The 26,183-nt window shown below is 72.1% G+C and carries 26 protein-coding genes and 2 tRNA genes; 13 read left to right on the top strand and 15 right to left on the bottom strand.

Annotated elements, in window-relative coordinates:
- The first annotated feature begins 171 nt into the window (after positions 1 to 171).
- Together AC3ERT_RS10455 and AC3ERT_RS10450 are read left to right on the top strand one after the other, a co-directional pair.
- Positions 172 to 654, top strand: coding sequence for a hypothetical protein (locus AC3ERT_RS10455; RefSeq protein ID WP_335975646.1), 483 nt, complete (start codon positions 172 to 174; stop codon positions 652 to 654).
- 499 nt (positions 655 to 1,153) lie between these two features.
- Positions 1,154 to 1,426, top strand: a complete 273-nt coding sequence (locus tag AC3ERT_RS10450; RefSeq protein ID WP_435173729.1) for a hypothetical protein — start codon at positions 1,154 to 1,156, stop codon at positions 1,424 to 1,426.
- Positions 1,427 to 1,482: 56 nt separating this feature from the next.
- On the opposite strand, the gene AC3ERT_RS10445 is transcribed toward AC3ERT_RS10450, so the two are convergent.
- Positions 1,483 to 2,058 (bottom strand): CGNR zinc finger domain-containing protein, encoded by a 576-nt coding sequence (locus tag AC3ERT_RS10445; protein WP_435128215.1) that lies wholly within the window; start codon positions 2,056 to 2,058, stop codon positions 1,483 to 1,485.
- A 193-nt stretch (positions 2,059 to 2,251) separates the two neighbouring features.
- Positions 2,252 to 2,665 carry an SsgA family sporulation/cell division regulator gene (locus tag AC3ERT_RS10440; RefSeq protein WP_003959770.1) on the bottom strand — a complete coding sequence of 138 codons (414 nt, stop codon included), beginning with the start codon at positions 2,663 to 2,665 and terminating at the stop codon, positions 2,252 to 2,254.
- 344 nt (positions 2,666 to 3,009) lie between these two features.
- Here AC3ERT_RS10440 and AC3ERT_RS10435 point away from each other — a divergent pair.
- The 3 genes from AC3ERT_RS10435 (at position 3,010) to AC3ERT_RS10425 (ending at position 3,754) form a co-directional block, all read left to right on the top strand.
- Positions 3,010 to 3,081 (top strand) — tRNA-Val (locus tag AC3ERT_RS10435).
- A 102-nt stretch (positions 3,082 to 3,183) separates the two neighbouring features.
- Positions 3,184 to 3,645, top strand: coding sequence for an SRPBCC family protein (locus tag AC3ERT_RS10430; protein ID WP_435128213.1), 462 nt, complete (start codon positions 3,184 to 3,186; stop codon positions 3,643 to 3,645).
- Between the two features lie 37 nt (positions 3,646 to 3,682).
- Positions 3,683 to 3,754 (top strand) — tRNA-Val (locus AC3ERT_RS10425).
- Positions 3,755 to 3,808: 54 nt separating this feature from the next.
- On the opposite strand, the gene AC3ERT_RS10420 is transcribed toward AC3ERT_RS10425, so the two are convergent.
- From AC3ERT_RS10420 to AC3ERT_RS10395, 6 genes are all read right to left on the bottom strand, one after another.
- Entirely contained in the window at positions 3,809 to 4,225 is a 417-nt protein-coding gene (locus AC3ERT_RS10420; RefSeq protein WP_435173728.1) for a hypothetical protein, read from the bottom strand.
- Between the two features lie 126 nt (positions 4,226 to 4,351).
- Positions 4,352 to 5,080, bottom strand: coding sequence for an HAD family hydrolase (locus AC3ERT_RS10415; RefSeq protein WP_435173727.1), 729 nt, complete (start codon positions 5,078 to 5,080; stop codon positions 4,352 to 4,354).
- A 144-nt stretch (positions 5,081 to 5,224) separates the two neighbouring features.
- Positions 5,225 to 7,588, bottom strand: a complete 2,364-nt coding sequence (locus AC3ERT_RS10410; RefSeq protein ID WP_435128211.1) for a protein kinase family protein — start codon at positions 7,586 to 7,588, stop codon at positions 5,225 to 5,227.
- Positions 7,575 to 8,687: a patatin-like phospholipase family protein gene (locus AC3ERT_RS10405; RefSeq protein WP_435128209.1), complete on the bottom strand. Its 1,113-nt coding sequence runs from the start codon at positions 8,685 to 8,687 to the stop codon at positions 7,575 to 7,577. Before AC3ERT_RS10405 ends, AC3ERT_RS10410 begins: the two co-directional genes overlap by 14 nt.
- A 170-nt stretch (positions 8,688 to 8,857) precedes the next feature.
- Positions 8,858 to 9,601 (bottom strand): class I SAM-dependent DNA methyltransferase, encoded by a 744-nt coding sequence (locus tag AC3ERT_RS10400; RefSeq protein WP_435128207.1) that lies wholly within the window; start codon positions 9,599 to 9,601, stop codon positions 8,858 to 8,860.
- A gap of 76 nt (positions 9,602 to 9,677) precedes the next feature.
- Positions 9,678 to 10,067: a winged helix-turn-helix transcriptional regulator gene (locus tag AC3ERT_RS10395; RefSeq protein ID WP_335975672.1), complete on the bottom strand. Its 390-nt coding sequence runs from the start codon at positions 10,065 to 10,067 to the stop codon at positions 9,678 to 9,680.
- Between the two features lie 26 nt (positions 10,068 to 10,093).
- On the opposite strand from AC3ERT_RS10395, the gene AC3ERT_RS10390 reads away from it, so the two are divergent.
- Positions 10,094 to 11,623, top strand: a complete 1,530-nt coding sequence (locus tag AC3ERT_RS10390; RefSeq protein ID WP_435128204.1) for an MFS transporter — start codon at positions 10,094 to 10,096, stop codon at positions 11,621 to 11,623.
- A 97-nt stretch (positions 11,624 to 11,720) separates the two neighbouring features.
- Here AC3ERT_RS10390 and AC3ERT_RS10385 read toward each other — a convergent pair whose 3' ends face one another.
- Positions 11,721 to 12,884, bottom strand: coding sequence for an epoxide hydrolase family protein (locus tag AC3ERT_RS10385; RefSeq protein ID WP_435173725.1), 1,164 nt, complete (start codon positions 12,882 to 12,884; stop codon positions 11,721 to 11,723).
- Positions 12,885 to 13,046: 162 nt separating this feature from the next.
- On the opposite strand from AC3ERT_RS10385, the gene AC3ERT_RS10380 reads away from it, so the two are divergent.
- A complete protein-coding gene (locus AC3ERT_RS10380; RefSeq protein WP_335975680.1) occupies positions 13,047 to 13,646 on the top strand; it encodes a TetR/AcrR family transcriptional regulator in 600 nt (199 codons plus the stop codon).
- A gap of 35 nt (positions 13,647 to 13,681) precedes the next feature.
- On the opposite strand, the gene AC3ERT_RS10375 is transcribed toward AC3ERT_RS10380, so the two are convergent.
- Complete coding sequence (locus AC3ERT_RS10375; RefSeq protein WP_435173724.1) at positions 13,682 to 14,365, bottom strand: hypothetical protein; 684 nt, start codon at positions 14,363 to 14,365, stop codon at positions 13,682 to 13,684.
- A 127-nt stretch (positions 14,366 to 14,492) separates the two neighbouring features.
- Between AC3ERT_RS10375 and AC3ERT_RS10370 the strand changes: the two genes are divergently transcribed.
- The 3 genes from AC3ERT_RS10370 to AC3ERT_RS10360 all read left to right on the top strand — a co-directional run bounded on the left by AC3ERT_RS10370 (position 14,493) and on the right by AC3ERT_RS10360 (position 16,235).
- Positions 14,493 to 15,317, top strand: coding sequence for a helix-turn-helix domain-containing protein (locus AC3ERT_RS10370; protein WP_435173723.1), 825 nt, complete (start codon positions 14,493 to 14,495; stop codon positions 15,315 to 15,317).
- Positions 15,314 to 15,535 (top strand): DUF397 domain-containing protein, encoded by a 222-nt coding sequence (locus AC3ERT_RS10365; protein ID WP_435173722.1) that lies wholly within the window; start codon positions 15,314 to 15,316, stop codon positions 15,533 to 15,535. Before AC3ERT_RS10370 ends, AC3ERT_RS10365 begins: the two co-directional genes overlap by 4 nt.
- 79 nt (positions 15,536 to 15,614) lie before the next feature.
- Positions 15,615 to 16,235: a GNAT family N-acetyltransferase gene (locus tag AC3ERT_RS10360; protein WP_435128193.1), complete on the top strand. Its 621-nt coding sequence runs from the start codon at positions 15,615 to 15,617 to the stop codon at positions 16,233 to 16,235.
- 39 nt (positions 16,236 to 16,274) lie between these two features.
- Here the strand turns inward: AC3ERT_RS10360 and AC3ERT_RS10355 are convergent, their stop codons facing one another.
- Complete coding sequence (locus tag AC3ERT_RS10355) at positions 16,275 to 16,988, bottom strand: SDR family NAD(P)-dependent oxidoreductase (protein ID WP_435173721.1); 714 nt, start codon at positions 16,986 to 16,988, stop codon at positions 16,275 to 16,277.
- 144 nt (positions 16,989 to 17,132) lie between these two features.
- Here AC3ERT_RS10355 and AC3ERT_RS10350 point away from each other — a divergent pair, with 144 nt between their 5' ends.
- On the top strand, positions 17,133 to 17,735 hold the full coding sequence (locus AC3ERT_RS10350; protein WP_435173719.1) for a TetR/AcrR family transcriptional regulator: 603 nt from the start codon (positions 17,133 to 17,135) through the stop codon (positions 17,733 to 17,735).
- Positions 17,736 to 17,804: 69 nt separating this feature from the next.
- Here the strand turns inward: AC3ERT_RS10350 and AC3ERT_RS10345 are convergent, their stop codons facing one another.
- Positions 17,805 to 18,242: a nuclear transport factor 2 family protein gene (locus AC3ERT_RS10345; RefSeq protein WP_435173718.1), complete on the bottom strand. Its 438-nt coding sequence runs from the start codon at positions 18,240 to 18,242 to the stop codon at positions 17,805 to 17,807.
- 277 nt (positions 18,243 to 18,519) lie between these two features.
- Between AC3ERT_RS10345 and thrS the strand changes: the two genes are divergently transcribed.
- Complete coding sequence (gene thrS / locus AC3ERT_RS10340) at positions 18,520 to 20,502, top strand: threonine--tRNA ligase (protein WP_435173716.1); 1,983 nt, start codon at positions 18,520 to 18,522, stop codon at positions 20,500 to 20,502.
- Positions 20,503 to 20,545: 43 nt separating this feature from the next.
- Here the strand turns inward: thrS and AC3ERT_RS10335 are convergent, their stop codons facing one another.
- Entirely contained in the window at positions 20,546 to 21,205 is a 660-nt protein-coding gene (locus tag AC3ERT_RS10335) for a potassium channel family protein (protein ID WP_435173715.1), read from the bottom strand.
- A 66-nt stretch (positions 21,206 to 21,271) separates the two neighbouring features.
- Here AC3ERT_RS10335 and AC3ERT_RS10330 point away from each other — a divergent pair, with 66 nt between their 5' ends.
- A complete protein-coding gene (locus AC3ERT_RS10330; protein ID WP_335975724.1) occupies positions 21,272 to 21,829 on the top strand; it encodes an HIT family protein in 558 nt (185 codons plus the stop codon).
- A gap of 212 nt (positions 21,830 to 22,041) precedes the next feature.
- Here AC3ERT_RS10330 and AC3ERT_RS10325 read toward each other — a convergent pair whose 3' ends face one another.
- Complete coding sequence (locus AC3ERT_RS10325; RefSeq protein ID WP_435173713.1) at positions 22,042 to 23,751, bottom strand: hypothetical protein; 1,710 nt, start codon at positions 23,749 to 23,751, stop codon at positions 22,042 to 22,044.
- A gap of 57 nt (positions 23,752 to 23,808) precedes the next feature.
- Positions 23,809 to 26,052, bottom strand: a complete 2,244-nt coding sequence (locus tag AC3ERT_RS10320) for an elongation factor G-like protein EF-G2 (RefSeq protein WP_435173712.1) — start codon at positions 26,050 to 26,052, stop codon at positions 23,809 to 23,811.
- Positions 26,053 to 26,183 lie beyond the last annotated feature (131 nt).

Here is a 26,183-nt window from a genome sequence, read left to right as displayed (position 1 = left end):
CACCTGCGGAGGAGGCGCCCGACAGCCGAACCCGGAGATGCCCCCCATATTCCGGGGCGGGGGGCGCCCCGTCATGGCCCCGGGGGGCTCGGGCGAGGCAGGATGGGAGGGACCACGCTCGCGGGGCCCCGGCCGGCCCCCGGGCCGAACCGCAGCCGCAGGAGCCGCCGGATGCTGACCGACACGCTGTGCGCCGCCCTGTCCGCGGGCGGCCTGGCCATCGCGATCGTGACCGCCTACCGCCGCCGGTTCCTGGCGGCGACGCGGATCGCCGCGATCTCCCTGCTGCCGGTCGGTCTCGCGCTGGCCGGGCTGGTGACCCTGGGCCGCAAGGTCGGCACCGCCACCGGCGACTGGGCGGTGGACCTCGTCTTCAAGCCGTCGGTGTGGCTCGGCTTCGGCGTCATCGCCTGTTCCGCGGTGCTGTTCGGGATCACGCGGCTGGTGTCCGGCCGGCGCGGGCGGCGCGGCGGGGCCGGTGCCGCGGGCGCCGCGGGTGCCGCCTCCTCGGCCGGCGCGTCGTCGCCCGCCGCCGTGCCGGGCGCTGGCGCGCCCGCGCTGAGCGGGGGCCGGCGGCGCTCGGGCGGTGCCGGAGACAGCGGCCTGTCGGAGTTCGCGGACATCGAGGAGATCTTGAAGCGGCGCGGGATCTGAGGGGTTTTCCGGCCCTGCGCGCAAGTCGGTCCCGGCATCCGAGACGCTGGTAAACGCCCTTGTAAAGTCCGCGTGTTGGGCCGCGCGGCGTGCGGCGCTGCGCGATCATCGCGGTGTGCTGCCCACCCACGGGGACGTCATCGCCCCTCCGCGGCCGGACCGTGCTGAACCGCCCGTTTCCGCCCTCGCCGCCCTCACTGCCCTCGTCACCCTCGCCGCCGCCGAGCCGGCGCGCCCGCTCCTCGTCGTCCGGCCGGTGCCGGTGCTGCCCGCCGCGCCGGTACGGGCGGCGCTGCCGCCGGCGCCGCGGCGGGCCGCGCTCGCAGTGCCGGCCGAGCCGGCGGTGAGTGGCCGGAAACCGGTTCGTACGGTTGCACCCGGCCGTTCTGTCCACCCGGGTTTCCCGGTCCGGCCCGGATTTCCGGTGCGGCCGGGCATCCCGGGCGTGTCGGAAGCACCGGGCCGTACGGTCGTACCGTCCGTCGTACCAGCCGTCCCCGTGGCGCCTGCCGTGCCCGCGGGCGTACCCGGGCCCGTGCCCGCGGCCGTACCCGCGCCTGAGGCCGTACCCGCGGCCGTGCCGGCCCCCGCGGCCCCTGCGCAGAAGCCGCAGTCCTGGCGCGCCGCGCGGCGTGCGGCCCGGCGGCGCGGGGAGTTCGTGGAGCCCCAGGGGTGCCTGTACGCCCTCTCCCAGCCGCCTCTGATGCTCTTCCTGTGCGTGGTGGGCGGGCTCATCGGCGCCGGAGCCGGGTGGGACCTGCTGACCCTGTAGCAGCTCTCGTACGGCGCCCGTACGCGTTTACGTGGCCGACCCCGCCCGGCCGGGCCTCAGGCCTGCACCGGGCCGGCGTCCTCCGCCTCCCGCCGGCGGGCCCGGTACGCGGCGACGTGCAGCCGGTTCCCGCAGGTGCGGCTGTCGCAGTAGCGGCGGGAGCGGTTGCGGGACAGGTCCACGAAGGCGCGGCCGCAGGAGGGGGCCTCGCAGCGCCGCAGCCGCTCGCGCTCCCCGGCGAGCACCAGGAACGCGATCGCCATCCCGCAGTCCGCGGCGACGTGCGTGGCCAGGGAGGCGCCGGGCGAGAAGTAGTGCACGTGCCAGTCGTACCCGTCGTGGTCGGTGAGCCGGGGGGTGGTGCCAGCCTCGGCGATCATCGCGTTGAGCAGGGCCACGGCACTGGCGTCGTCGGGCGCGGCGAACACCTGCGCGAACCGGTCGCGGACGGCGTGCACGGCGGCGATGTCCTCGACGTCGAGGACGGCCACGTCGCTGACCTTGTTGCGCTCGACGAAGGCCCGCAGGTCGGCGACGTCCGCCAGGCCCTCGCGGCCCTCGGTCCGCGGTGTGGAGTTGACCAGGTCCACCACGCAGTCGAGCGCGCACCTGGTGTCGTGGTTGATGAGCACGGGATCGCTCCTGCCCGCTGGCCGGCGGCTGAATCCCAGGACTCTAGCGCGGGAGCCGCCGCCGTGGGGGTCTGCTTCCCACGGACGGCGGCTCCGTTGCCTGCGGCGCCGGTCCGCTGGTGGTGGTCCGGCGCGGGTGGTGTCCGGGCGTCCCCCCGAGTAGGACGGCCGCGGACGGTATGGGATACGGGGCTCAGCTCTCCGCGAGGATGTGCGAGAGCTCCGTGTCCAGATCGAAATGGCGGTGCTCGGTGCCCGGCGGGACCGCGGCGTCCGTCCGCTTCAGGAAGGACTCCAGGGCCCGCGCCGGGGCTTCGAGCAGGGCTTCGCCCTCCGGGGAGCTGAGGGCGATGCACACGACGCCCTGACCGTGGCTGCGGGACGGCCAGACTCTGACGTCGCCGGTGCCGGTGGGGCGGTGCAGCCCCTCGGCGAGCAGGTCGCGGGCGAACACCCATTCGACCGTCTCTTCGGCTCCGGTGTGGAAGGTGGCGTGCACGGCATACGGATCGGCCGTGTCGTACCGCAAGCCCGCGGGCACGGGCAGTGAGGATTCGCTCGACACAACGAGGCGCAGGTGCAGCTCGCAGCTGACCGTGGTGTTCATAAGCGCCAGGGCCTTTCGCTCAGTGTGCGCTCGGGGATTCGCACGTCGGCGAAATCGACATGCCACCTGCGGCGACGTTGTAAACCCCTCTGAGGTGTTTGTGGGGCTTGCGGTACCTCGTCCGGCGCAGCGGTACGACCCGTACGGAGCCGTTTCAGGACGGTTTGGCCAGTCCGGGGGAGTCGCGCAATCGCTACATGGAGTGACGTTTTCGGGGCGCGGTCCGCTCGTGTGTGCGGACTCGGAACCGCCCTGCCGGGGCGCCGTTCTCCGGGAAGATCATCCGCGGTGGCGCGGGTGGTCCGAAGCGGTCCGCCGGGTGCGGTAATGTTGGGCACGCACCGGGGCGATTAGCTCAGCGGGAGAGCACTTCGTTCACACCGAAGGGGTCACTGGTTCGATCCCAGTATCGCCCACCCGGAAAAGGTCCCGGGCCGTCCATCCGACGGCCCGGGACCTTTTGTATGTGCTCCGCTTGTATGTGCTCCGCCGCCCAACTCCCGGCGCACACTGGGCCCATGGACTGGAGCCACTACCGATTCCGCAGCTCCTGGCGCCTGGACGCCGGCCCCGACGCCGTCTACCGCGTCCTCGAACGCCCCGACGCCTACCCCGACTGGTGGCCCCAGGTCCGCGCGGTCCACCGTACGTCCGAGACCACCGGCCTCCTCCGCTTCCGCTCCGCCCTGCCCTACGACCTCACCGTCACCGCCCGCGCCACTCGCCAGGACCCCCGCGCCCGCGTCCTCGAAGCCGCCCTGTCCGGAGACCTCGACGGCTGGGTCCGCTGGACCCTCCACCCCGCCCCCGGTGGCGCCACCCACCTCCTCTTCGAGCAGGACGTCACCGTCCGCAAGCCCCTCATGCGACGGCTCGCCCTGCCCTGCCGCCCCCTCTTCCGCGCCAACCACGCCGCCATGATGCGCTCTTGCCGCCGCGGCCTGCGCGCCCACCTCGCCGCCACGCCCCATCGCGTTTGAACCACCCCCGGCCCGCCCTGTATTGTTCACGTCGTCGGGGCGATTAGCTCAGCGGGAGAGCACTTCGTTCACACCGAAGGGGTCACTGGTTCGATCCCAGTATCGCCCACCCCACCCAAAAGGGGCCGCCCACCAAGGCGGCCCCTTTTGCCGTGCGGCGGCGCTAGTCGTCCGGCACCGGCTTGGGGTGACCGGGGCGGTAGAGCACGCCGTGGACGCCGATCAGAGAGAAGCGGCGCACTCGCACCGCGGCGTACTGCTTCCGCAGATGCGGGCAGGCACCCACTGACAGCCAGGCGCAGGACAGGCAGACCGGCGGGTGTCCGGTCACCATCTCGGCCGGCCAGTTGGTGAGGTCGTCGGGATTTTCCCCCAGCAGCCACAGCAGGCCGTCGGCGGTGGCGTCTTTCCCGGCGGGCCGCCCGCACACCTGGCAGAGCAGCGCGTCCATGGCCTGCCGCTGGCGGAGGAAGTGCACTTTGCCGTACTGGGGCTTGCCCTTGCCCGGCCGGCTCGGCATGCGCCGCCAGAGGATGCCGTTGCTGTCGCGGTCCCACGGTCGCTCGTTGAGGTAGGCCAAGCGGCCCCGCCGCATGGTGACTTCGGGTTGGAGCTGGACATGGCCCTGGCACCGTACGGACAGCTCTCCTACGTCCAGGAGTTCAAGGAGCTGTTCCGGCTGGTGACGGCGGACGTCGCGTAGAAGCTACCAGGCGAGTGCTTCGCCACAGCGGTCGGCGAATTCGGTGAGGCTTGCCAGCACGATGTGCGCTCCGGCCTCGCGCAACTCGTCGGAAGTGTTCTTGCCACTGGCGACGCCTACGGCCAAGGCATCGGCGTCGAGTGCGCCGCGAACATCGTGGGGTGTATCACCGATGACCACGGCGTGGGCGCCGGCGAAGTCGTGACCGTACTTCTGCGACGCCCGCTTCCTCGCCTGCCGGACGAGGTCGGCCCGATCACTGCCGTCGTCGCCGTAGCCGCCGACCGAGAGGTCGAGGCCGTCACCCAAGCCGAGCGCAGCGAGCTTGGCCTCGGCAATGCGACGTATGTTGCCGGTGACGGCTGTCTGGACAGCGCCACGGGTGGTGCAGGAGGCGATGGCTTCCCGCGCCCCAGGAAGAACGGTGCCCACCTCGCGCATGCGGTCGGTGAACTGTTCGGCGGCTGCTGCCAAGGCCGCGTAGAAGTCGGCGAGCAGCGCTTCCGGCTCATCGACGCCGTTCAGGCGCAGCGTCTCCGTCGTGATCGCCTGATCAGTACGGCCGGACATGTCCGCAAGCTCGCCAAGCGGCCTGCCGGTCACCTGCTGGAAGGCCCGTTCGTACATGCTGCGGCTGACGCCCCCGCCTATCCGGACCAGTGTGTGGTCGATGTCCCAGAGGATGAGACGGCTCGCCGGCGAGGGCGCACCGGAGGTGGGGGCCGTAGACATGAGGGACAGCGTAGGGCGTTGGCTCGCTGCCGTTTGCGCCCAGTGGGCATTCTTCAAGGGGTGCCCGGGAGGGCGGCCCTTTCGGGCGCGGGGCGGCGGTCGGGGGCGGGCAACTGCGGTCGGGGGGCCGGGGTTGGGGAGGGCTCAGGGGCGGGGCGGTGGGGGCGGCAGGGCGCTGGCCCGGGCCACGCGTTCGGCGGCCAGGTGGGAGCGGACGATCACCACGCGGATCATCGGGCCGCCGATGCCGGTCTTGATCACGTAGAAGACGAAGATGTTGGTCGCCGCGGCGCCGAGCGCGTAGACGTAGGTGTCCTCCAGGACGTGCGTGTAGAGCAGGACCCCGATGGTGAGCACCGCCGCGGCGTAGAAGAGCGAGGTGGGCGCCCACTGGGCGAAGGAGGACAGCCCGGTGATCTTGCTGTCGTCGGCGGGGACGGTACTGAGCCCGAGGCGCCGGGAGCGGGCGATCGCCGTACGCGCGAAGAAGAGCGTCATGTAGTTCGTCAGGCACAGGGACACCTGGCCGATCGCCGAGTTGACCGGCCACCACCGCGGTTCCACCAGCGTGACCGCCAGCACGAGTGCGCACGGCAGCAGGGCCATCATGCGCATCACCGCCTCGGTCGCCAGCGCCAGCCAGCTCATGGCGCCGACGCGGCGGCCGACGACCAGGGGCGTCAGGCCGGAGGAGATGATCTCGTAGTACTTCGGCGCGGCCAGCGCGTAGGAGAAGCCGACGATCCGCGCCGGAAGGTTCGCCTGCCAGTCGGGCACGTGGTAGTCCCCGCGCCGCCACGCGTCGATGACGGGCAGCCCCGTGGGGTCGTGGGTGAGGTGCTGGACCAACTCGACCGTGCGGTTCCCCCAGCCCAGGTTCAGGTCGCGCAGCAGCCAGGTGATGACGACCGTGTTGGTGACCGCCCAGACAGCCGCGGCCACGAACGACCAGGCGAGCAGCCAGTTGGCGAGCAGTCCCCGGTTGGCGGCGGGCCGGAGGCTCTGCTGCCTGCGCATCCGCCACAGCCGCCACTCCCGGCCCGGGTCGCCGGCCAGCGGCCGGAGCAACTCGCGGGAGGCCCGCAGCCCCGTCTCCACCCGCAGGACGTCCGCCCCCCGCTCGGCGGCCTGCGTCATCTCCAGTTCAGCCAGGAAGCTGTTCTTCAGCTCGGTGAACGAGAAGTCCGGCCCCGCCCCCGCGGGGAAGATGAGTAATCGGCGCCCGGGGTCGGCGTCGACCAGGTCCTCGACGAAGCGCGCCAGCAGCATCGCCCGCATGTAGAAGATGTCCGGCACGACGCCGTCGGTGCTCGTCCGGCCGCAGCCGATCAGTACGAGCAGTTGGCCGACCGAGTACAGGTCGGCCCGCCCGATCTCGCTGTCGCCCGCCCTGACCTCCGGCGCGATGTACGCGGCGTCCGTGCCCGTCGTCCCGGTGACGGTGTGGGTGTAGAGGTAGTTGCGCCCCAGGTCGATGAGCTGGAAGGAGCCGTCGACGTCGGACACGATGATGTTGGACGGTGACAGGTCCGCGTGCACGCCGGGGAAACGGTCGGGCGAGGGGCCGGGCGAGGGGCCGGCCCGGGCGACGGTCTGGAGCTCCTCCAGCGCCTCGAACAGGCGGCGGCCTCTGTCCCCGAGCCGGTCCAGCCGCAGCGACCGCGACTCCTCGCCGCCCGCCGCCTCCCGCGCGCGCTCCTCGTTGACGGTCTCCGCGAGGGTCTTTCCCGCCACGAAGTCCATCAGTATCCAGCTGTCGAAGCTGGCCCACACGTGCACGAGGTGCCGGGCGCCGGTGGCCGGGTTGCCGTAGCGCTGCGCGTACTCCCGGGTGGCGTGCGCGATGATCGGGAACTTGGTGAACGGGTAGATGATCAGCTTCAGCGCGAACGGCAGGCGGTTGCCGTGGACGGCCCGGGAGGTCACGCCGCGCAGGATCAGCGAGGTGCTGCCGTGGCGGTGGAAGCTCAGCGGTTCCTGCTCCACGGCGGCCCACTCCTGCTCCGCCGGCCCGCCCGCCGTGGCGGAGCGGCGCCCTCCGGCCGGCGGGTCCGGCCGGTAGACCTCCGCGATGGCCCTCGCCACGGCGGGCTCGGTGACCAGGGCCCCGCAGGTGTCCGCGCAGTCGTGGGTCAGGGCCCGGCCCTGCCGAGCGGGCGCGGCGGGGGCGTGCGCAGCGGAGCGCTGCGCCTCGGACTCGGCGAGGCTGAGCAGGGTGACCAGCAGCAGGCCGGTGAAGCCGAAAAGGCCGGCCAACCGCGTCCGGCGCTCGTCGCTCTCGGCACGGTAGCCGCGGCACCAGGCCGACAGGGCGGCGATGAGGGCCGCCCTGCCGTCGAGCCCGAAACGGTCGTCGAACGAGCGCTCGTCCAGCGGGATCTCCTGGAGCAGGCGCCGCCAGGAGCGAAGCCGCCGGGTCCGGTCCCGGGACGTCTCCGGCCGACCGGTGTCGGCCAGGCCCAGCAGAGCGACCGGGTTCGCGGTCTGCGCGTCGCTATATTCCGTCAAGTCCCTTAGCGCTGGGATCAGTTGATCCAGCGTCACGTGCTGAGTGGTCATCGGTGGAGTCCACTATCGTCAATCTGGGCATGGCCCGGACACTTCCCTGGCGGATGAGTTCGACCGGTCGCCCCTCCGTCGCGCAGAACGCCACCTCGTAGGCGGTCCGGGCGTTCTCCAGCAGGAGGTGCTTGTCCAGTTCGTGGCGCTTGAGTTCGGTCATCCACGGCAGCGGCGCGAGGTCGAGCACCTGGGGTGCGTCCTGGGCGGGAGCGGTCCGCATACGGTGAAGCCAGTCCTGGTCCCGGTGCTTCTCGCGGATCGCGAGCAGGTAGCCGCGGCCCAGGCCCTTCTTGATGCGCTCGAGGTACAGGTACGTGTAGCGGTGCAGGAGCGAGAAGCCGGTGCTCGCCGGGCGCATCGGGCGCGTGCTGAGGGAGAGCACGTGGGTGCAGCCGTCCTGGACCGCCAGCCGGAACGGCAGCGCGGTGAGCACCCCGCCGTCCAGCGCGCGCCGCCCGTCGGCCATGGTGACCGTGCCCGGAAGGGCGATCGGCAGCCACGCGGAGGCGCGGAGCGCCGCCTTGAGCTCCGCGCGGGTGGAGAAGTCCCGCAACGGCACCGTCTCGAGCGCGTCGACGTCCGTAACCGGGACGACCAGCGGGATGTCCGAACGGAGCACCGCCTCGTAGTCCAGCGGCTTCAACTGCTCCATCACGTGGTCGAAGGCGTAGTCCAGGCCGAGGATCGGCAGCCGCCGCAGGGCCCGCGCGAAGTCGACGAAGTGCTTGGTCGTCAGGTCGTCGTAGTAGATGGACAGCGGATACCAGGTCTCGCCGGCCAGGAAGTAGGCGGCGTTGATGCCGCCGGACGAGCAGCCGTAGACCGCGTCGAAGGCGTTCTTGAAGCCGTAGTCCTCGAGTTGGGTGAGCATCGCCGCCGAGATGACGCCGCGCATGCCGCCGCCCTCGATGGCGAGCGCCACTTTCGCGCCGTCGCTCCGCTGCCCCGGGAGGCTGCCCTCGGCCCGGCGGGCCCGTAAGACCTCCAGGACCGGGTGGGCGGAGTCCCAGTACGCGTCCGCACTCCCGACATCACCGCTTCGCATGATCCCCCATCTGGATCGGCCGCCTGGCCGGCGCCGCGCTGCACCGCCGCGCCGGCTGTCGCTGCACTGTGCCAGACGCGGTCTCCCGCTGTCCCGGTTCCCCCGTAATTCGTCGCCCGACGCGGTGATATCGCGGTCAGCCGCCGACCTTGCCGCCGCCTGGGCCGGGATCAGGTGGTGGGGTTGCGGTAGATGGAGATGTGTTTGGGGGAGGTCGCGGTGAAGGGGGTGCCGGTCCAGTCGGCGGTGCGGCGGTCGAGGTGGAGGCCGGCGAGGCGGGCCATCAGGTCGAGTTCGGCCGGCCAGGCGTAGCGGTGGCGGGTGTTGACGCGGCGGTAGCGGCCGTCGTCGGTGTCGCGGGTGAAGTGGTGCGAGGTGAGCATCTGCTCGGCCAGGTCGAAGGTGTCGAAGCCGAGGTGGTGGTCGGAGACGTCGAAGGGCACCGCGACCTGCCCGGGCGGCAGGAGCTGGAGCGGGGGTACGAGCAGCTCGACGAGGAAGCGGCCGCCGGGCCGCAGATGGCGGGCGGCGTTGCGGAAGCACTCGACCTGCTCCTCCTGGGTGAGCAGGTTGGAGATAGTGTTGTAGACGAGGTAGACGAGGGAGAACTCGCCGGGGACGCGGGTGGTGGCCATGTCCCCGAGGACGACGGGCAGCGTGTCCGCGTCGACCTTGCGCCGCAGGACGGCCGCCATGTGCGCGGACAGTTCGATGCCGGTGACGGGCACGCCGCGCTCCCGGAGCGGCACGCCGATCCGGCCGGTGCCGATCGCGAACTCCAACGCCGGTCCGTCGCCCGCCAGTTCGGTGAGGAGGGCGAGGAGCGGTTCGAGGGCCTCGGGTGTGGAGCTGTCCGCTTCGTCGGTGTCGTACCGCTCGGCCATCGCACGCGTCCACAGCTCGCTGCTCGTCATGGGCGGCCACTCTGCCGCCGGGCGGGGGAGTTGTCGACGCAATTACCGCAGCCGGCCCCCGGCTCCCGTAAGCCCGTCAGGAACCCGACGCCGCCGCCTCGTCGTAGGTGGCGCGGGCGGCCGTGATGTCCGCCCGGTGCCGCTCCGCCCAGCCGACCAGCCCCGTCAGGCTCGCATGCAGTTCGCGGGCCATGGGCGTGAGCCGGTACTCCACCTTCGGCGGCACCGTCGGGTAGACGGTCCGCACCAGCAGGCCGTCCCGCTCCAGCTTGCGCAGGTTCAGCGTCAGCATGCGCCGGCTGATCCCCGGAATGGCCCGCTCCAACTCCGTGAACCGGACCGGGCCGTGGGCTGCGGCGACGAGGATGCCGATGCTCCACTTGCCCGCGACGTGGTCGAGGACCTCGGTGAGCGGGCACGCCTCGTTGTTGACCTGGTCGGACACATCCGTGTGACCGCGTGACATGAAAGTGCCTCCTTCCGCCGCGCGCCATGGTTACAGACGATGGCCGCTGTAACAACCAGTGCACCAAGCAGGTTGCGCAGGCAAGTTACTCCAAGGAAGGGGTCCCCGTGCGGGAAAACGCACCGACGGCGTCACGCTGGACGGCACTGGCCGTGCTCTGTGCCGGGCAGTTGATGGTCATCCTCGACGGCACCGTCGTGAACGTGGCGCTGCCGTCCATCCAGCAGGACCTCGGCTTCTCCTCGTCGGGCCTCGCCTGGGTCGTCAACGCCTATCTGGTCCCCTTCGGGGGCCTGCTGCTGCTCGCCGGGCGGCTCGGCGACCTCGTCGGCCGCAAACGCGTCTTCACCGCGGGCCTGGTCCTCTTCACCGCCGCCTCGCTGCTGTGCGGCGCGTCCCAGGACCCGGCGACGCTGCTGGCCGCACGCTTCGTCCAGGGCATCGGCGGCGCGGTGACCTCCGCGGTCACGCTCGGCATGGTCGTCACCCTCTTCCCGCGGCCGGGGGAGCGGGCGAAGGCCATCGGCGTCTACAGCTTCGTCCAGTCCGCGGGCGGCTCGCTCGGGCTGCTCGCGGGCGGCGCCCTGACCCAGGCCGTCGGCTGGCACTGGATCTTCCTGGTCAACGTCCCGATCGGCATCGCCGCCGCGCTGGCAGCCGCACGCGTGCTCACCGCCGAGCCGGGCAACGGCCTGGACCAGGGCACCGACGTCGCGGGCGCCCTCCTGGTCACCGCCGGACTGATGCTCGGCGTCTACACGATCGTCGGGACCGCCGACCACGGCTGGAACTCCCTACCGACCCTCGGCTGCGGCGCCACCGCCCTCGCCCTGCTCCTCGGCTTCGTCGCCCGCCAGGCACGCGCCGCCCACCCGCTGCTGCCGCTGCGCGTGCTCCGCGCCCGCGACGTCTCCGCGGCGATGGGCATCCAAGCCCTCCTGGTGGCGGGGATGTTCAGCTTCCAGTTCCTGTGCGTGCTCTACCTCCAGAAGGTGCTGCGCCTGGACGAGATACGCACCGGCCTCGCCATCTTCCCGGTCCCGGTCGCGATCGGCGCACTGTCCCTCGGCGCCTCGCCCAAGCTGATCGGCCGCTTCGGGCCCCGCGCCGTGCTCCTGCCGGGACTCGCGCTCATCGCGGCAGGGCTCGCCGCGCTCGGCCGAGTACCGGCGGGCGGGAACTACGCGGTGGACGTGCTGCCCGCGCTGCTGCCGATCGGCCTCGGCTTCGGCCTGGCGATGCCCTCGCTCGCCACGCTCGCGATGTCGGCGTCCACACCTCGGGACTCGGGGATCGCCTCGGGCCTGTTCAACACCATGCAGCAGGTCGGCGGCGCCTTCGGCCTCGCGGTCCTCAGCACGCTCGCCGCCTCGCACACGGACGCCCTGCTGGGCGGCGGAGCGGGCACCGCCTCGGCGCTCACGGCCGGCTACCGGCTCGCCTTCCGAGTCGCCGCCGCCCTCGTCGTAGGAGCGCTCCTCCTCGCCGCGGCCCTGCTGCGGTCGCCCGCGGCGGTACGGCGCCGAGCGGACGAGGAGAAGCCGGTCGCCGTGTAGGGCCGGTCCGACGGTTCGCGGTACGGCCCCAGCGCTACGGCAACGGCGCTACGGCAACGGCGCCGCCCGCCGACCCCGCCCGCAGGCCCCGGCGCCGTCAGGACCGAAGGCCGCGCAGCCCGGCGCGGATCTCGTCGACCAGGATGCCGGGCTGCTCCAGGGCCGCGAAGTGCCCGCCCCGCTCGGCCTCGCCGTAGTGGATCAGGTCGCTGTAGGTGGCCTCGATCCAGGTGCGCGGCAGGAGCGGGATGTCCTTCGGGAAGACGGTCACCGCGACCGGGAGCGTCAGCTTCGGGCCCGCGAAACTGCCCGACCTGTTCTCCCAGTAGATACGTCCGGACGACGCCGCGCTGTTGGTGAGCCAGTACAGCGACACCGCGTCGAGCATGTCGTCCCTGCTCAGGGCGTCCTCGGCGAGCCCGCGGTTGTCGGTCTTGGACTGGAACTTCTCGTAGATCCAGGCCGCCTGGCCCGCGGGCGAGTCCGCCAGGGCGAATCCGACGGTCTGCGGCTTCGTGCCCTGGAGGTGGTTCGACCCGCCGAGGTCGCCGGTGTAGAGGGCGAGGGAGTCCACGGCGTAGCGCTCTTCCGGCGACAGGGTGTCGGGGATGTCCGCGGGGAAGGCGAACGGGGTGGTCAGGTGGATGCCGAGCAGCCCCTCCGGCTGCGTGGCTCCCAGCGCGGTCGTGACGACGGCGCCCCAGTCGCCGCCCTGGGCGGCCCACCGGGTGTAGCCGAGCCGCTTCATCAGCTCCGCCCACGCGCCGGCGATGCGCGCGGCGTTCCAGCCGGTGCCCTCGGGCTTCTGCGAGAAGCCGAACCCGGGCAGCGAGGGGACCACGACGTCGAAGGAGTCGGCGGCGTCCCCGCCGAACGCCACCGGATCGGTCAGCGGGCCGATCAGCTTCAGGAAGTCGATGTTCGAGCCGGGCCATCCGTGGGTGAGGATCAGCGGCATCGCGCCGGGGTTCTCGGACCGCACGTGGAGGAAGTGGATGTCCAGGCCGTCGATCTCGGTGAGGAACTGGGGGTAGCGGTTGAGGTCGGCCTCGAAGCGCCGCCAGTCGTAGCCGCGCTCCCAGTACGCGACCAGGGACCTGGCGTGCTCCACGCGGACCCCCTGCGACCAGTCGTCCACCGTTTCCGGGTCGGGCCACCGCGTCCGGGCCAGCCGCTTCTTCAGGTCGTCGATCTCCGCGTCCGGGATCGAGACGGTGAACGGGCGGACGGGGGCCGAGGTCGGCGGCGTGGGTACGGTCATTGCCTTCATCTCCTGGGCTTCGCAGGACGGGCTTGCGGTACGGGCTTGTGGTACGGGCTCGCAGGTCGAACCCGCAGGTCGGGCCCGCAGTACGGCGCAACTCTTCGTTGCACACCACTGTGCAATCTACGCCGTTGCACACCGGTGTGCAACAATGGACACGTGCCCACCGAGTCCTCCCGCGCCCGCGCGACGCAGCAGACCCGCGACCGCATCCTCGACGTCTCCCTCGACGTGCTGGGGGAGAACCCCGACGCCGGCATGGGCGACATCGCCGCCGCCGCGGGCGTGGTCCGGCGCACCGTCTACGGCCACTTCCCCTCGCGCCTGGACCTGATCCAAACCCTCACGGAACGGGCCGTCACCGAGATGACGGCCGTGCTCACCGAGGTCGACGCCTCCGGGCCGGCGGCGGACGCGGCCTGGGCGGCGTTCGTCGCCCGCCTCTGGCCGGTGGCGCACCGGTACCGCGTGCTGCTCGCGCTGCGCCGCGGCGAGTACGGCGAGGCGATCCACGGCCTGCTCGGTCCGCTCGACGAACTCCTCGCCGCCCTCGTACAACGCGGCCAGGAAGCCGAGGTGTTCGCACGGCACCTGCCCGCCGCCGTGCTGAGCCAGCTCGCCTACGGCGTCGTCTTCGCCGTCGCGGACAGCGACCTGGCGAACGGGACGCTCGGCGCCCGAGCGGCGGCGATTACGAGCCTGCTGATGCTGGGGGTTCCTGAGGCGCGCGCCCTCGCCCTCGCCGACGACCGGCCCTGACCCGCGGCGCGAGCGCCTACCCGCGGCAGCCGCAGCTACTCCGGCAGCCGCACCGTGCGGTAGTCCACGAGGCGGGTGATGTACTGGCCGGCCTGCAGCCAGACGGTCCGCGGGCTGTAGAGGGGGACGGTCTCCACGGCGACGGCGCGCGGGCGGGCGACAGTGGGGACGTGGAGGGCGCCGTGGACGGCGGACAGGTGGAAGCGGCGGGCGCGCACGGCGACGTAGTGGTCGCGCAGGTGCGGGCAGAGCCGTACGGCCTTGCGGGCGCACGGGGTGCAGACCGGCGGGTGCGGGGACTCGATCGGCGCGGGCCAGGGCTCGCGTTCGTACTCCGCGCGGCCCATCAGCCACAGCACGCCGTCGCGGTCGCGGTCGGCCGGCCCGCCGCACACCTGGCACAGCGCGCGCAGCATCGTACGGCGCTGCCGCAGGCTGTGCACCCGGCCGTACTCCGGCGCCCCGACCCCCGGGCTCGCCCCGATCCGGCGCCACAGGATGCCGAAACGGTCCCGGTCCAGCGGGTGTTCGTCCGCGTACCCGAGCCGCCCGCGCCGCACCACGAGCGCGGCCGGCTGCTCCGCCTCCGACGACCACGCGGTGATGTACGGCACCACCCCGCGCAACGGAAAGGAGCCGAGCGGACGGGTCGGCAGGGCATGGGGTGGTACGGCACGGGTCGGTACGGCATGACTCGGTACGGCAGGGGTCGGTGCCATGGAACGAACTCCTCGCGGCGCGAATTCTGCTGGGCCCACCACATTGCCGCCCCGCCTAATTCCGTGCCATGGAAAGGCTGTCACCAAATCCCCCGTGTGGACAGCCGATTGACGATACGTTCGAGCAATGGAACTCCATGACGAGGACACCGCTGCCACCCCGCGCGCGATGCTCGGCCGTCGACTCCGCCGCCTACGGGAGGCGTCCGGCCTTTCCCAACGGGCGCTGGCGAACGTCGTCGGCTATCCCCACACGTACATCAGCCGAGTCGAACGCGGCGAGCAGTTGCCCTCGGAGGCCCTCGCGGAAGCGTTCGACACGTATTTCCGTTCCGACGGCCTCATCACGGAGCTGCTCGCCATGGCCCAGGACAGCCTGATCGCGGACTACAGCAGGAAGATCGTCGCGAAGGAGGGCGACGCCATACGTATCCAGGTCTTCACGAGCAGCATCGTGCCCGGGCTGTTGCAGACCGAGGAGTACGTGCGCGAGTCGTTCAAGGTCGGCCTGTCCGGTGAGACGCTGCCCGAACTGGACGCCAGGGTCGAGGTGCGCAAGAACCGGGCCGGTGTGCTCGGGAAGCCCGAACCGCCGCTGTATTGGGCCATCATGGACGAGGCGGCGCTCAACCGGGGAAGCGCCAGCAGCGAGGTGATGGCGCGGCAGTTGGAGCACCTGCTGGCGATGGCGGAGCGGCCGAACATCACGGTGCAGGTGCTGCCTTTTTCGCGAGGTTTCCACCCAATGATGGGTGGTAGCCTGACGCTGCTGACCCTACGGGATGGCAGCACCGTAGCGCTGGTGGAGAGCTTCGCTTCCGGGAGCGGCGTCGAGTCACCGAGTCGGGTGGTGGGACTCGTCCAGCGTTTCGACGTGGTCCGCTCGCAAGCCCTGCCGGTAAGTGAATCCCTCGACGTGATCCGCCGCTACCTGAAAGGGTACGCCGAATGACCCTTCTTCCCATATCCGACGCGTCCACGATTAGTTCGTGGCGCAAGTCCTCGTACAGCGGGTCGGAAAACGCCGACTGCGTCGAGTTCGCGCAAATCGCAGATCTTGTCGCTACGCGCGACAGCAAGAACCCGAACGGCCCGGCCCTGGTGTTCACCCAGGACGCGTGGGCCTCGTTCGTGGGCGCCGTCGCTTCGGGTGCATTCGACAACGCGTAGTTTCGCGGAGTGACGGACAAGGGTGCCCTGTTCGGCGCGGACGGGGCACCGCGTGGAATTCGGAAGGGGACGCGGGGGGATGGGGTTCGTGTGGGAATGGCCCGTGCTGGAGGGGGAGTTGGTGCGGCTGGAGCCGTTGGGGCACCAGCACGTCCCGGATCTGGCCGTGGCCGCGGAGGAGGACCGCTCGTCGTACGGTTTCACCTGGGTGCCCAGGGCCGATGAGGCCGGGCGTTACGTCGACGAGCAACTCGCCCGCGCCGCGTCCGGACGGCTCGCGCCGTACGCGCAGGTGCTCAGGTCCACCGGGCGCGCGGTGGGCGCGACCTCCTTCTGGGACCCGCGCTTCGCGCTGACCACGGACGCGCTCTCCGCGGTCGAGATCGGGTTCACCTGGCTGGCGGGCTCCGCGCAGGGCACCGGCGTCAACACCGAGGCCAAGTACCTGCTGTTCCGGCACGCGTTCGAGGTCTGGCACGTGGCGCGGGTGGACCTCAAGACCGATGCCCGCAACCTCCGTTCACGCGCCGCCATCGAAGCCGTCGGCGCCACCTTCGAGGGCGTACTCCGCAACTGGTCCCGTTCCTGGGCCCCCGGCGAGGACGGACAGCTCCGCGACTCGGCGATCTTCTCCATCACCGCCCAGGAGTGGCCCGCCCGCCGCACCCGCCTGGAGTCCCGCCTCCCCTCCCCCCGCTGACCGCCCCTCGGAGAACGGGCCGACGCGGCGGAGTCGGGCTCAGGCGTTGGCGTGGATGCCCAGGCCGCCGGAGATGGTGAGGTTGTCGCCGGTGAGGTAGGCGGCGGCGTCGGATGCGAGGAAGGCGACGGCTTCGGCGATGTCCGCGGGGGTGCCGGCGCGGCCGAGGGGGATGTCGCGGGCCCAGGCGTCGATCATCTCGCGGGGGACGCCCATCTTGGCGTAGGCGGGGGTGTCGATCAGGCCGGGGCTGACGGCGTTGACGCGGATGCGGCGGGGGGCGAGTTCGAGGGCGACGGACCGCATGAGGGGGAGCAGGGCGCCCTTGGCGGCGGTCACGGCGGCGCCGACCCCTTCGCCGGCGCCCACGGTGAAGACCACCGAGGCGCCCTCGTTGAGGAGGGGGAGCGCCTTTTGCAGGGTGAAGAAGGTGCCCTTGACGTTGGTGTCGAAGAGGGCGTCGAAGGCCTCCTCGTCGGTCGACTCGATCGGGCCCGGGCGGGAGATGCCCGCGTTGAGGAAGAGCAGGTCGAGGGAGCCGAGGTCGCGGCGCGCCTGGTCCAGCGCGTGGTCGATGTCGGGCAGGGAGCGTGCGTCGGCCCGGACGGCGGTGATGCCCGGGGGGAGGCCCGCGTCGGCGACGTTGCTGAGGCCGGTGACCATGACGCGGTAGCCGCGGGAGTGGAGCAGTTCGGCGGTCGCCTTGCCGATGCCGCTGGTTCCGCCGGTGATGAAGGCCGCGGGTGCGGGCATGATGCGCTCCTTTTGCGTACGGGTTTTGCGTACGGGTGTGGTGGACGGGCGCGGTGCGCCTGTGTGGCAGCGTACGTCAGTCTGGCAGCGACTGCCAAACCTCTGGTGACTGCCGACGTGGCAGTGCTGGGCTAGGCTGGTGCCATGACGAAGGAGGGCCCGGCGGCGACGGGCGCACCGGCCACGCTGTGGGACCGCACGCGGCAGTTGGCGTCCCAGGAGATCCTCGAGACGGCGCTGCGGCTGTTCACCGAGCAGGGGTATGACGAGACGACCATCGCCCAGATCGCCCGCGAGGCCGGCGTCTCCCAGCGCACCCTCTTCCGCTACTTCGGCACCAAGGAGGACCTGCTCGGCGGCGGCCAGGAGCGGTTCGGGCAGGTCCTGACGGCCGCGGTCGGCGCGCAGCCCGCCGACGCCGACGCCTGGGAGGTCCTGCGCGCGGGGATCGCCGCCCTCCTGGCGCTGCACGACAGCCGGGAACAGGCTCTGCGGCGCTTCCGCCTGCTGCACAACACGGCGTCGCTGCGCGCCGGCTGGCTCGAAAAGGGGCTGCGGTTCCAGGAGGACCTGCTGCCCCTCATCGAGCCCCGGATGGGCGCCGGCAACAAGGGCGCCAAGGCCCGCGCGGTGATCGCCACGGCCTTCGCCTGCCTGGACGCCGCCTCGATGGCCTGGGTCGCCGACAACGGCCGCGGCGACATCATCGACCTCTACGACGAATGCCTGACCGCCGTCCGCACCTGACGCGGGTGCAGGGCGGCAGCGGAGTCAGGGCCGGTCGGGGTCGGGGTCGAGGTCTGGGTCAGGGCCCGGTCAGGGCTGGGCCGGGGTGAGGCCGGCGGCGGTGAGGCCGGCGAGGACGGCCTCACCGAGGGTGTGGACCGCGGACTGCGGCCGGACCATGACGGTGAACTCGCGGATGCGGCCCGCGTCGTCGAGGTGGATGAGGTCGATCCCGTTGATGTCACGCCCGTTGATCGTGGCGCGGAAGAGCAGCACCGCGGCCGGGGTGTCTCCGTCGTCGGTGAGGGTGAGGGCGGAGCCGTCGAGCCGGCCGACGTACCGGAAGTCCTCGAACGTCCGCAGCAGGACCCCGAGCAGGCCCAGCACCTGGTCGCGGCCCTCGAAGGGGCGGAACTTCACCGGGCTGTAGAGCCGCACGTCCTCGGTGAACAGGTCGGTCATCGCCCCGAGGTCGCGCTGCTCGACGGCGGTACGGAAACGGTCCACTGCGGTGTCGGTCGACGTCATGGCGGCGGCGCTCCTGGTCCTGGGGTCCCTGGCGGGGGGTACTCAGCGGGGAGTACTCATCGGATCGAGCACGCATCGGATCGCGTACTCGCGGTCCTGAGTAGGATGCGGCACGGCCGTCGGCCGCGTCGACCCCGAGCGCCCACCGCCCCTGCCCCCCGCCCCCGGCGCCACACACCCGCGGCTTCGCGCCCGCCCGCCCCGGCTCGGTACGATTCAGCGCAGCGGCGGCGGACGACCCGCCCGCGCCCGTAAGCGACAAGTCAGGAGCAGACCGGTGTCAGACCTCCGTGTGGTCATCAGACGCGATTCCGCCGAACCGGAAGAGCGGTTGGTCACGACGGGCACGACCGCGGCCGATCTGTTCGAGGGCGAGCGCTCCGTGGTCGCCGCCCGCGTCGGCGGCGTGCTCAAGGACCTCGCGTACCCGCTCGCGGACGGCGACGAGGTCGAGGCCGTGGAGATCACCAGCCCCGACGGGCTGAACATCCTGCGGCACTCCACCGCGCACGTGATGGCGCAGGCCGTGCAGGACCTCTTCCCGCTGGCCAAGCTCGGCATCGGCCCGCCGATCAAGGACGGCTTCTACTACGACTTCGACGTCCCGCAGCCCTTCACCCCCGATGACCTCAAGGCCATCGAGAAGCGGATGCAGGAGATCCAGAAGCGCGGCCAGCGCTTCTCCCGGCGCGCGGTCACCGACGACGCCGCCCGCGAGGAGCTGTCCGACGAGCCGTACAAGCTGGAGCTGATCGGGCTCAAGGGCGCCGCGGCCGGCGCCGACGACGGCGCGGACGTCGAGGTGGGCGGCGGCGAGCTGACCATCTACGACAACCTCGACGCGAAGACCGGCGAGCTGTGCTGGAAGGACCTGTGCCGCGGCCCGCACCTGCCCACCACCCGCGCCATCCCGGCCTTCAAGCTGATGCGCAACGCCGCCGCGTACTGGCGCGGCAGCGAGAAGAACCCGCAGCTCCAGCGGATCTACGGCACCGCGTGGCCCACGAAGGAAGAGCTGAAGGCCCACCTCGACTTCCTCGCCGAGGCCGAGAAGCGCGACCACCGCAAGCTCGGCGCCGAACTCGACCTGTTCTCCTTCCCCGACGAGCTGGGCTCGGGCCTGGCGGTCTTCCACCCCAAGGGCGGGGTGATCCGCAAGGAGATGGAGGAGTACTCGCGCCGCCGCCACGAGGAGGCGGGGTACGAGTTCGTCAACACCCCGCACATCACCAAGGCGAAGCTCTACGAGACCTCCGGCCACCTGCCGCACTACGCCGAGGGCATGTTCCCCCCCATGGAGTTCGAGGGGCAGGACTACTACCTCAAGGCCATGAACTGCCCGATGCACAACCTGATCTTCGACGCCCGCGGCCGGTCCTACCGCGAACTGCCGCTGCGGCTGTTCGAGTTCGGCACCGTGTACCGGTACGAGAAGTCCGGCGTCGTGCACGGCCTGACCCGCGCCCGCGGCTTCACCCAGGATGACTCGCACATCTACTGCACCAAGGAGCAGGTGCCCGACGAACTGGACTCGCTGCTCACCTTCGTGCTGAACCTGCTGCGGGACTACGGTCTGAGCGACTTCTACCTGGAGCTGTCCACCCGCGGCGACTCCGAGAAGTTCATCGGCACCGACGAGGAGTGGGCCGAGGCCACCGAGCAGCTGCGGCTGGCCGCCGGCAAGCAGGGCCTGGAACTGGTGATGGACCCGGGCGGCGCCGCCTTCTACGGCCCGAAGATCTCCGTCCAGGCGCGCGACGCGATCGGCCGGACCTGGCAGATGTCCACGATCCAGGTCGACTTCCAGCAGCCGGCCCGCTTCAAGCTGGAGTACACCGCGGCCGACGGCACCCGGCAGCAGCCGGTGATGATCCACCGGGCGCTCTTCGGCTCCATCGAGCGGTTCTTCGCGGTGCTGCTGGAGCACTACGCGGGTGCCTTCCCGGCCTGGCTCGCCCCCGTCCAGGCGGTCGGCATCCCGGTCGGCGACGCCCACGTGCCCTACCTCCAGGAGTTCGCGGCCGACGCCAAGCGCAAGGGGCTGCGGGTGGAGGTCGACGCCTCCTCCGACCGGATGCAGAAGAAGATCAGGACCTGGCAGCGGCAGAAGCCGCCGTTCATGATCATCGTCGGCGACGACGACATGTCCCAGGGCACGGTCTCCTTCCGCTACCGCGACGGCTCGCAGGAGAACAACATCCCGCGCGAGGACGCGCTCGCGAAGCTCGTGGACGTCGTGGAGCGCCGCGTGCAGGTCTGAGCCGCTCAACCCGTACCCCGTCCCCCGGCCCGCCGACACCACGTCAGCGGGCCGGGGGCCGTTCGTCCTCCCGCGCGAAGACCTGGAACAGCCAGGACGAGAACGCGCCCGTCACCGCGCCCAGCAGCGCCACACCGCACACCATCAGCCCCACCGCCACGGTCCGGCCCAGCGCCGTCACGGGGGTGACGTCCCCGTAGCCGACGGTGGTGATGGTCGAGCACATCCACCACACCGCGTCGCCGAAGGTACGGATCGTCGCGCCGTGCGCGCCCCGCTCCGCCTGGTAGACCGCGAGCGCCGCCGAGAAGCCCAGCAGCGCCGCGGTGATCCCGGTGTAGGCGATCACCCGCCCGTACAGGCTCAGCTTCGGCACGTCCCGGCGCTGCTGCACCGCCTGGTAGGTGTCCACGAAACGCAGCGGGCGCAGCAGCGGCAGCACCAGCACGGCGGTGTCCAGCAGGTGGTGGCGCAGATGCGCGAGCAGCGAGGCGTACGGGCCCAGCCGCCAGCGCACCACGTAGTCGACGAGGAACACCGCCCAGGCCCCGTACACCACCCCGAGGCACACCTCGTGCCCCGCCGTAGGCATGCCGCGGGCCAGCACGTGCACGGCGTACGCGGTCAGGAAGAGCAGCGCCACCGCGAAGAGGGGCAGCTCGCTGCGGTCCTCCCAGCGGGTCAGGCGGGGGTCGGCGGCCATTCCGCCAGGATCGCGGGCGGCGATGCGCCCCGGCCCCGGCGACACGCGGACCAGGGGGTTGGCCATATGCTGAACGGCATGACGAGTGAGCCGGAGCAGCGGGGCGGGGCGGGGGGTCCGGACGCGTTCCAGCGGCTGTGGACTCCGCACCGGATGGCGTACATCCAGGGCGAGAACAAGCCGAGCGGGCCCGACGCGGGGGACGGGTGCCCCTTCTGCGTGATCCCGTCGAAGACCGACGAGGACGGGCTGGTCGTCGCGCGCGGGGAGCGGGCGTACGCGGTGCTCAACCTCTACCCGTACAACAGCGGGCACCTCATGCTCGTGCCCTACCGGCACGTCGCGGACTACACCGAGCTGGACGAGGGCGAGACGGCGGAGGTCGCGCGGCTGACGAAGCAGGCGATGACGGCGCTGCGCGCCGCGTCCGGGGCGCAGGGGTTCAACATCGGGATGAACCAGGGGGGCGTGGCCGGGGCCGGCATCGCGGCGCATCTGCACCAGCACGTGGTGCCCCGCTGGGGCGGCGACGTGAACTTCATGCCGGTCGTCGGCAACACGAAGGTGCTGCCGCAGCTTCTCGCGGACACCCGCAAGCTTCTGGCTGACGCCTGGCCGCACTGACCCTCCGGGGTGGGTGGTTCTGTCGGCTCCGGGACCACCTGCCGGTGGGGGCTGGTCGCGCAGTTCCCCGCGCCCCTGTATGTGCTCGGGTTCGTCCGGGGCGAGCCCGCGTGGTGGCCGCACTTATCAAGGGGCGCGGGGAACGGCGCGACAAGCCACAGCGGACCGCAAGGTCCCGTAACTCCGCGGACGGGGCACCCCGGAGGGTCCCGTTAGGCGTCGTACGCGTCCGCCTTCTTTGGTTCGACGGACTGGACCATGCCGCTGAGGGCCATGGAGCGGCTGGTGAACTGGGAGACGTCGACCCCGTTCTCGTCCATGACCTGGATCGCGGCGGCGTGGACGGCGCGGACGACGGGGGTGACGGCGCGCAGCGCGTCGTCGGCCATGAAGCGGTGCTGCCAGGGCTGGTCGGCCCAGGTGTGGCGCAGCCCGAACGGCTCGGGGAGCTTCAGGGAGCCGCCGAGGTGGTCGAGGATCGCCGGGAAGCGGGTGAAGGGGGCGCGGGCGGTGAGCCGGACGACCTCGCCGGCGGTGACGACCGGGAGCGAGATGGTCCTGGTCTCCCAGAACTTCACCTGCTTGCTGACCGTCTTGGTCGGCGCCGACGGCTTGGAGGTGAACAGCCCCTTGATCGGGCCGAGCGCGTAGCCGGTGATCTCGACCCGGAGGGTCTGCGCGAGCACCGTGACGGTGACCATGACGGTCAGTACCAGGTTGCCGTCCCACAGCACGAACTGGATGCCGAGGTAGTGCCGGTTGCCCTTGCCGAACTGCTGGGTGTTGCAGATCCGCTGCACCTCGAAGTCCTTGACGGTGTACGCCTCGACCTCGGTGCCGGTGGGCCGGGAGATGCTGCCGGCGCCCGCGCTGATCGGCGCCACCACCCAGTGCCGTATCGACGGCTTCGGGAAGCCGCCGGTGTGCAGGGGACCGCGCTCCAGCATCCGCAGCCGGTCGTGGATCGCCCGCACCACGTCCCAGCTGCGGAACGGGTTGATCTCCTTCATGTCCTCGCGGGGGACCAGCTCCTCGGCCATCTGCCAGTTGCACCAGCGGGTGCCCATGCCGAGTATCCCCTTGGGGCCGGCGTAGAAGACCACGTTGCTGTTCTGCTCGGCGGACAGCTTCGCCAGGCTCTGCCGCAGCGACTCCGCCCGCAGCTGGTTGGGGTTGCGCGGCACCGCCTCGGGGATCTTCGCACCGACCCCGGAGCCGCCGGCCAGGTCGCCCCAGCGGGCCCGCAGGTCCTTCGCGGTGCGCTCGCACATCCGGCGGGCGAGGAACCAGCCGATCACCGGCACGATCATCATCACGCGGAGGTACTGCTGCCAGAACCCGCTGAGCGGCGGCCTGATCGCCAGCAGCACGGCCAGCAGCGCGGCGACCGCGAGCACCGCGCCGCCCAGCGCGCCGGCCCGCTTGCCCTTCGCCTTCAAAGTGGCCAGCGACCTGCGCAGCTGGAACGCGCCCAGCCACAGCAGGGTGCCCGGCAGGAACAGCACCCCGCACACGCCCATCACGATGCTGAGCTTGTCGTCGCGCTCCTGCCTGATCCGGCTGGCCGCGAGGCAGTGCTCGACGACGGTCTGCGGCTCGATGCCGAAGGACTGGACCAGTTCGCCGCGCGCCGCGCCGAGCATCCTGACCTGCACGGCCCGGGCGAAGGCCTCACCGAGGTTCGGTTCGAACAGCGACAGCCGCGGCGGTGTCACCTTCGCGCCGTCGCTGATCTCGATCAGGGCCGCCATCGAGGAGTCCCGGTACGCCGCCGAGGCGAGCGCCTGGGTCGCCGCGGTCTCGCCATCGGTGCCCAGGAGCGGGACCTGCGCCCCCGGGCTGAAGTCGAACCCGTCTGTCACCGCAGCCCCCACTCGCCATCCGACCGCACCCTGCGCGCCAACCGGCTCCGACCGGCCCATTCCCCGTAACAGGCCGCATCACACGTTCGGAGCAGTCACCACATTACCGGCGGGGCGTCACCTCGCGCGCGCCGTCTGCTGTTCCGGCTGGTCCAAGTGGTGCATTTTCGCCGCGAGTTGCGCCGGCATCGGCTCATGGCGGGCGTAGTGGCGGCTGAACCGGCCGGTGCCGTGCGACAGCGACCGCAGCTCCACCGCGTACCGGCCGATCTCGATCTCGGGCACCTCCGCACGCACCAACGACCGCCCCGTACCGTCCGGTTCCGAGCCCAGCACGCGGCCGCGCCGCGCGGACAGGTCGCCCATCACCGGACCCACGTAGGCGTCCGGCACCGACACCCCGACCTCGTCGACCGGTTCCAGCAGCTGGATCGGGCACCCGGCGGCGGCCTCGCGCAGCGCCAGCGCGCCCGCGGTCTGGAAGGCGGCGTCGGAGGAGTCCACCGAGTGCGCCTTGCCGTCGAAGAGCGTGACCCGCACGTCGACCAGCGGGAAGCCGGCGGTGACCCCGCGCTCGGCCTGCGCGCGGACGCCCTTCTCCACCGACGGCACGAACTGGCGCGGCACCGCCCCGCCCACCACCTTGTCGACGAACTCCAGCCCCGAACCCACCGGCAGCGGCTCCACCTCGATCTCGCAGATCGCGAACTGGCCGTGCCCGCCGGACTGCTTGACGTGCCGGCCGCGGGCACTGGCGGCCCGCCCGAAGGTCTCCCGCAGCGGCACCCGGTGCGCCACCGCGTCCACCCGCACCCCGTAGTGGCCGCGCAGCCGCTCCAACGCCACCTCGGCGTGCGCCTCGCCCATGCACCACAGCACCACCTGGTGGGTGTCCGGGTTCTGCTCCAGCCGCATCGTCGGGTCCTCCGCGACCAGCCGGGCCAGCCCCTGGGAGAGCTTGTCCTCGTCGGAGTCGGCGTGCGCCTCGATCGCCACCGGCAGCAGCGGGTCGGGCAGCTGCCAGGGCGCCATCAGCAGCGGGTCGTCCGGGTCGGAGAGCGTGTCCCCGGTCTCCGCCCGCGTCAGCCGCGCCACGCACACCAGGTCGCCGGCGGCCGCCGACGGCACCGGGCGCTGCTGCCGCCCGAACGGCGACGACAGCGCGCCCACCCGCTCGTCCACGTCGTGGTCCTCATGGCCGCGGTCGCCCAGGCCGTGCCCGGAGACGTGCACGGCCGCGTCGGGCCGCAGCGTGCCGGAGAAGACCCGCACCAGGCTGAGCCGGCCCACGTACGGGTCGGAGGTCGTCTTGACCACCTCGGCGGCCAGCGGCCCGTCCGGGTCGCAGGCCAGCGGCGGGCGGGGACGGCCGGCCGGGTCGGTGACCGGCGGGACGGCGCGCTCCGGCGGGGTGGGGAAGCCCCGGGTGACCAGGTCGAGGAGTTCCACGGTGCCCAGGCCCTGCCGGGCGCCGCCGGCGGCGGGCGCGGCGGCCAGCACCGGGTGGAAGGTGCCGCGGGCCACGGCCCGCTCCAGGTCCGCGATCAGGGTGCCGACGTCGATGTCCTCACCGCCGAGGTAGCGGTCCATCAGCGTCTCGTCCTCGCTCTCGGCGATGATCCCCTCGATCAGCCGGTCGCGGGCCCGCGCCATCCGCTCGGCCTGCGCCGGGTCCGGGTCGGCCTCGACCCGCTCGCCGCCGGAGTAGTCGTGGACGCGGCCGGTCAGCAGCCCGGCCAGGCCGGTGACCGGGGCGTGCCCGTCGGGGCCCGCCGGGCCGTGCACCGGCAGGTACAGCGGCAGCAGCGCGTCCGGGTCGTCGCCGCCCAGCTCGCTCGCGCACCGCGCGGCGGTCTCCTCGAACCCGGCCCGCGCCGACTCCAGGTGCGTGACCACCACCGCGCGCGGCATGCCGACCGCGGCGCACTCCTCCCACACCATCCGGGTCGCGCCGCCGACGCCCTCGCCGTCCTGCGCCGCCGAGACGACGAAGAGGGCCGCGTCCGCCGCGCGCAGACCGGCCCTCAGCTCCCCGACGAAGTCGGCGTACCCGGGGGTGTCCAGGACGTTGATCCGGACCCCCTCCCACTCCACCGGCACCAGGGAGAGCTGGACGGAGCGCTGCCGGCGCTGCTCGATCTCGTCGTGGTCGGAGAGCGACCCGCCGTCCTCCACCCGCCCGGCCCGGCCGACCGCCCCCGTCGCCAGGGCCAGCGCCTCCACCAGGGTGGTCTTGCCCGCGCCGCTGTGGCCGACCAGCACCACATTGCGCACCTGCCGCGGGCGGCTCCCGCCGGGAGCCGCCGCCGCTACGCCTCCCGCGGCCCCAGGCGCCGCGTCCTTCCTACCGCCACCGCTCATGCGTCCCGCCTCCCGAGGTTCACTCCGCGGGTGCGTACAGTTCCCCTTCGACGGTACGCCCGTCCGGGCACCAGGGGACCTGTCTGGCTACGATGGGCCATCCGGCGGCCGTTTTGGCCGCCGCGTGCGGG

The sequence above is a fragment of the Actinacidiphila sp. bgisy145 genome, assembly GCF_057708125.1.
Note: the sequence above shows the minus strand (reverse complement) of the source record. Positions and strands in the feature narration are given on the sequence as shown.

Excerpts from the sequence above, each read along its gene's own strand:
- AC3ERT_RS10455 (WP_335975646.1), top strand. The coding sequence starts at position 172 with ATGCTGACCGACACGCTGTGCGCCGCCCTGTCCGCGGGCGGCCTGGCC.
- AC3ERT_RS10440 (WP_003959770.1), bottom strand. The coding sequence starts at position 2,665 with ATGAACACCACGGTCAGCTGCGAGCTGCACCTGCGCCTCGTTGTGTCG.
- AC3ERT_RS10430 (WP_435128213.1), top strand. The coding sequence starts at position 3,184 with ATGGACTGGAGCCACTACCGATTCCGCAGCTCCTGGCGCCTGGACGCC.
- AC3ERT_RS10415 (WP_435173727.1), bottom strand. The coding sequence starts at position 5,080 with ATGTCTACGGCCCCCACCTCCGGTGCGCCCTCGCCGGCGAGCCGTCTC.
- AC3ERT_RS10405 (WP_435128209.1), bottom strand. The coding sequence starts at position 8,687 with ATGCGAAGCGGTGATGTCGGGAGTGCGGACGCGTACTGGGACTCCGCC.
- AC3ERT_RS10400 (WP_435128207.1), bottom strand. The coding sequence starts at position 9,601 with ATGACGAGCAGCGAGCTGTGGACGCGTGCGATGGCCGAGCGGTACGAC.
- AC3ERT_RS10395 (WP_335975672.1), bottom strand. The coding sequence starts at position 10,067 with ATGTCACGCGGTCACACGGATGTGTCCGACCAGGTCAACAACGAGGCG.
- AC3ERT_RS10390 (WP_435128204.1), top strand. The coding sequence starts at position 10,094 with ATGGTTACAGACGATGGCCGCTGTAACAACCAGTGCACCAAGCAGGTT.
- AC3ERT_RS10385 (WP_435173725.1), bottom strand. The coding sequence starts at position 12,884 with ATGACCGTACCCACGCCGCCGACCTCGGCCCCCGTCCGCCCGTTCACC.
- AC3ERT_RS10375 (WP_435173724.1), bottom strand. The coding sequence starts at position 14,365 with ATGGCACCGACCCCTGCCGTACCGAGTCATGCCGTACCGACCCGTGCC.
- AC3ERT_RS10370 (WP_435173723.1), top strand. The coding sequence starts at position 14,493 with ATGGAACTCCATGACGAGGACACCGCTGCCACCCCGCGCGCGATGCTC.
- AC3ERT_RS10365 (WP_435173722.1), top strand. The coding sequence starts at position 15,314 with ATGACCCTTCTTCCCATATCCGACGCGTCCACGATTAGTTCGTGGCGC.
- AC3ERT_RS10360 (WP_435128193.1), top strand. The coding sequence starts at position 15,615 with ATGGGGTTCGTGTGGGAATGGCCCGTGCTGGAGGGGGAGTTGGTGCGG.
- AC3ERT_RS10355 (WP_435173721.1), bottom strand. The coding sequence starts at position 16,988 with ATGCCCGCACCCGCGGCCTTCATCACCGGCGGAACCAGCGGCATCGGC.
- AC3ERT_RS10350 (WP_435173719.1), top strand. The coding sequence starts at position 17,133 with ATGACGAAGGAGGGCCCGGCGGCGACGGGCGCACCGGCCACGCTGTGG.
- AC3ERT_RS10345 (WP_435173718.1), bottom strand. The coding sequence starts at position 18,242 with ATGACGTCGACCGACACCGCAGTGGACCGTTTCCGTACCGCCGTCGAG.
- AC3ERT_RS10335 (WP_435173715.1), bottom strand. The coding sequence starts at position 21,205 with ATGGCCGCCGACCCCCGCCTGACCCGCTGGGAGGACCGCAGCGAGCTG.
- AC3ERT_RS10330 (WP_335975724.1), top strand. The coding sequence starts at position 21,272 with ATGCTGAACGGCATGACGAGTGAGCCGGAGCAGCGGGGCGGGGCGGGG.
- AC3ERT_RS10325 (WP_435173713.1), bottom strand. The coding sequence starts at position 23,751 with ATGGGCCGGTCGGAGCCGGTTGGCGCGCAGGGTGCGGTCGGATGGCGA.
- AC3ERT_RS10320 (WP_435173712.1), bottom strand. The coding sequence starts at position 26,052 with ATGAGCGGTGGCGGTAGGAAGGACGCGGCGCCTGGGGCCGCGGGAGGC.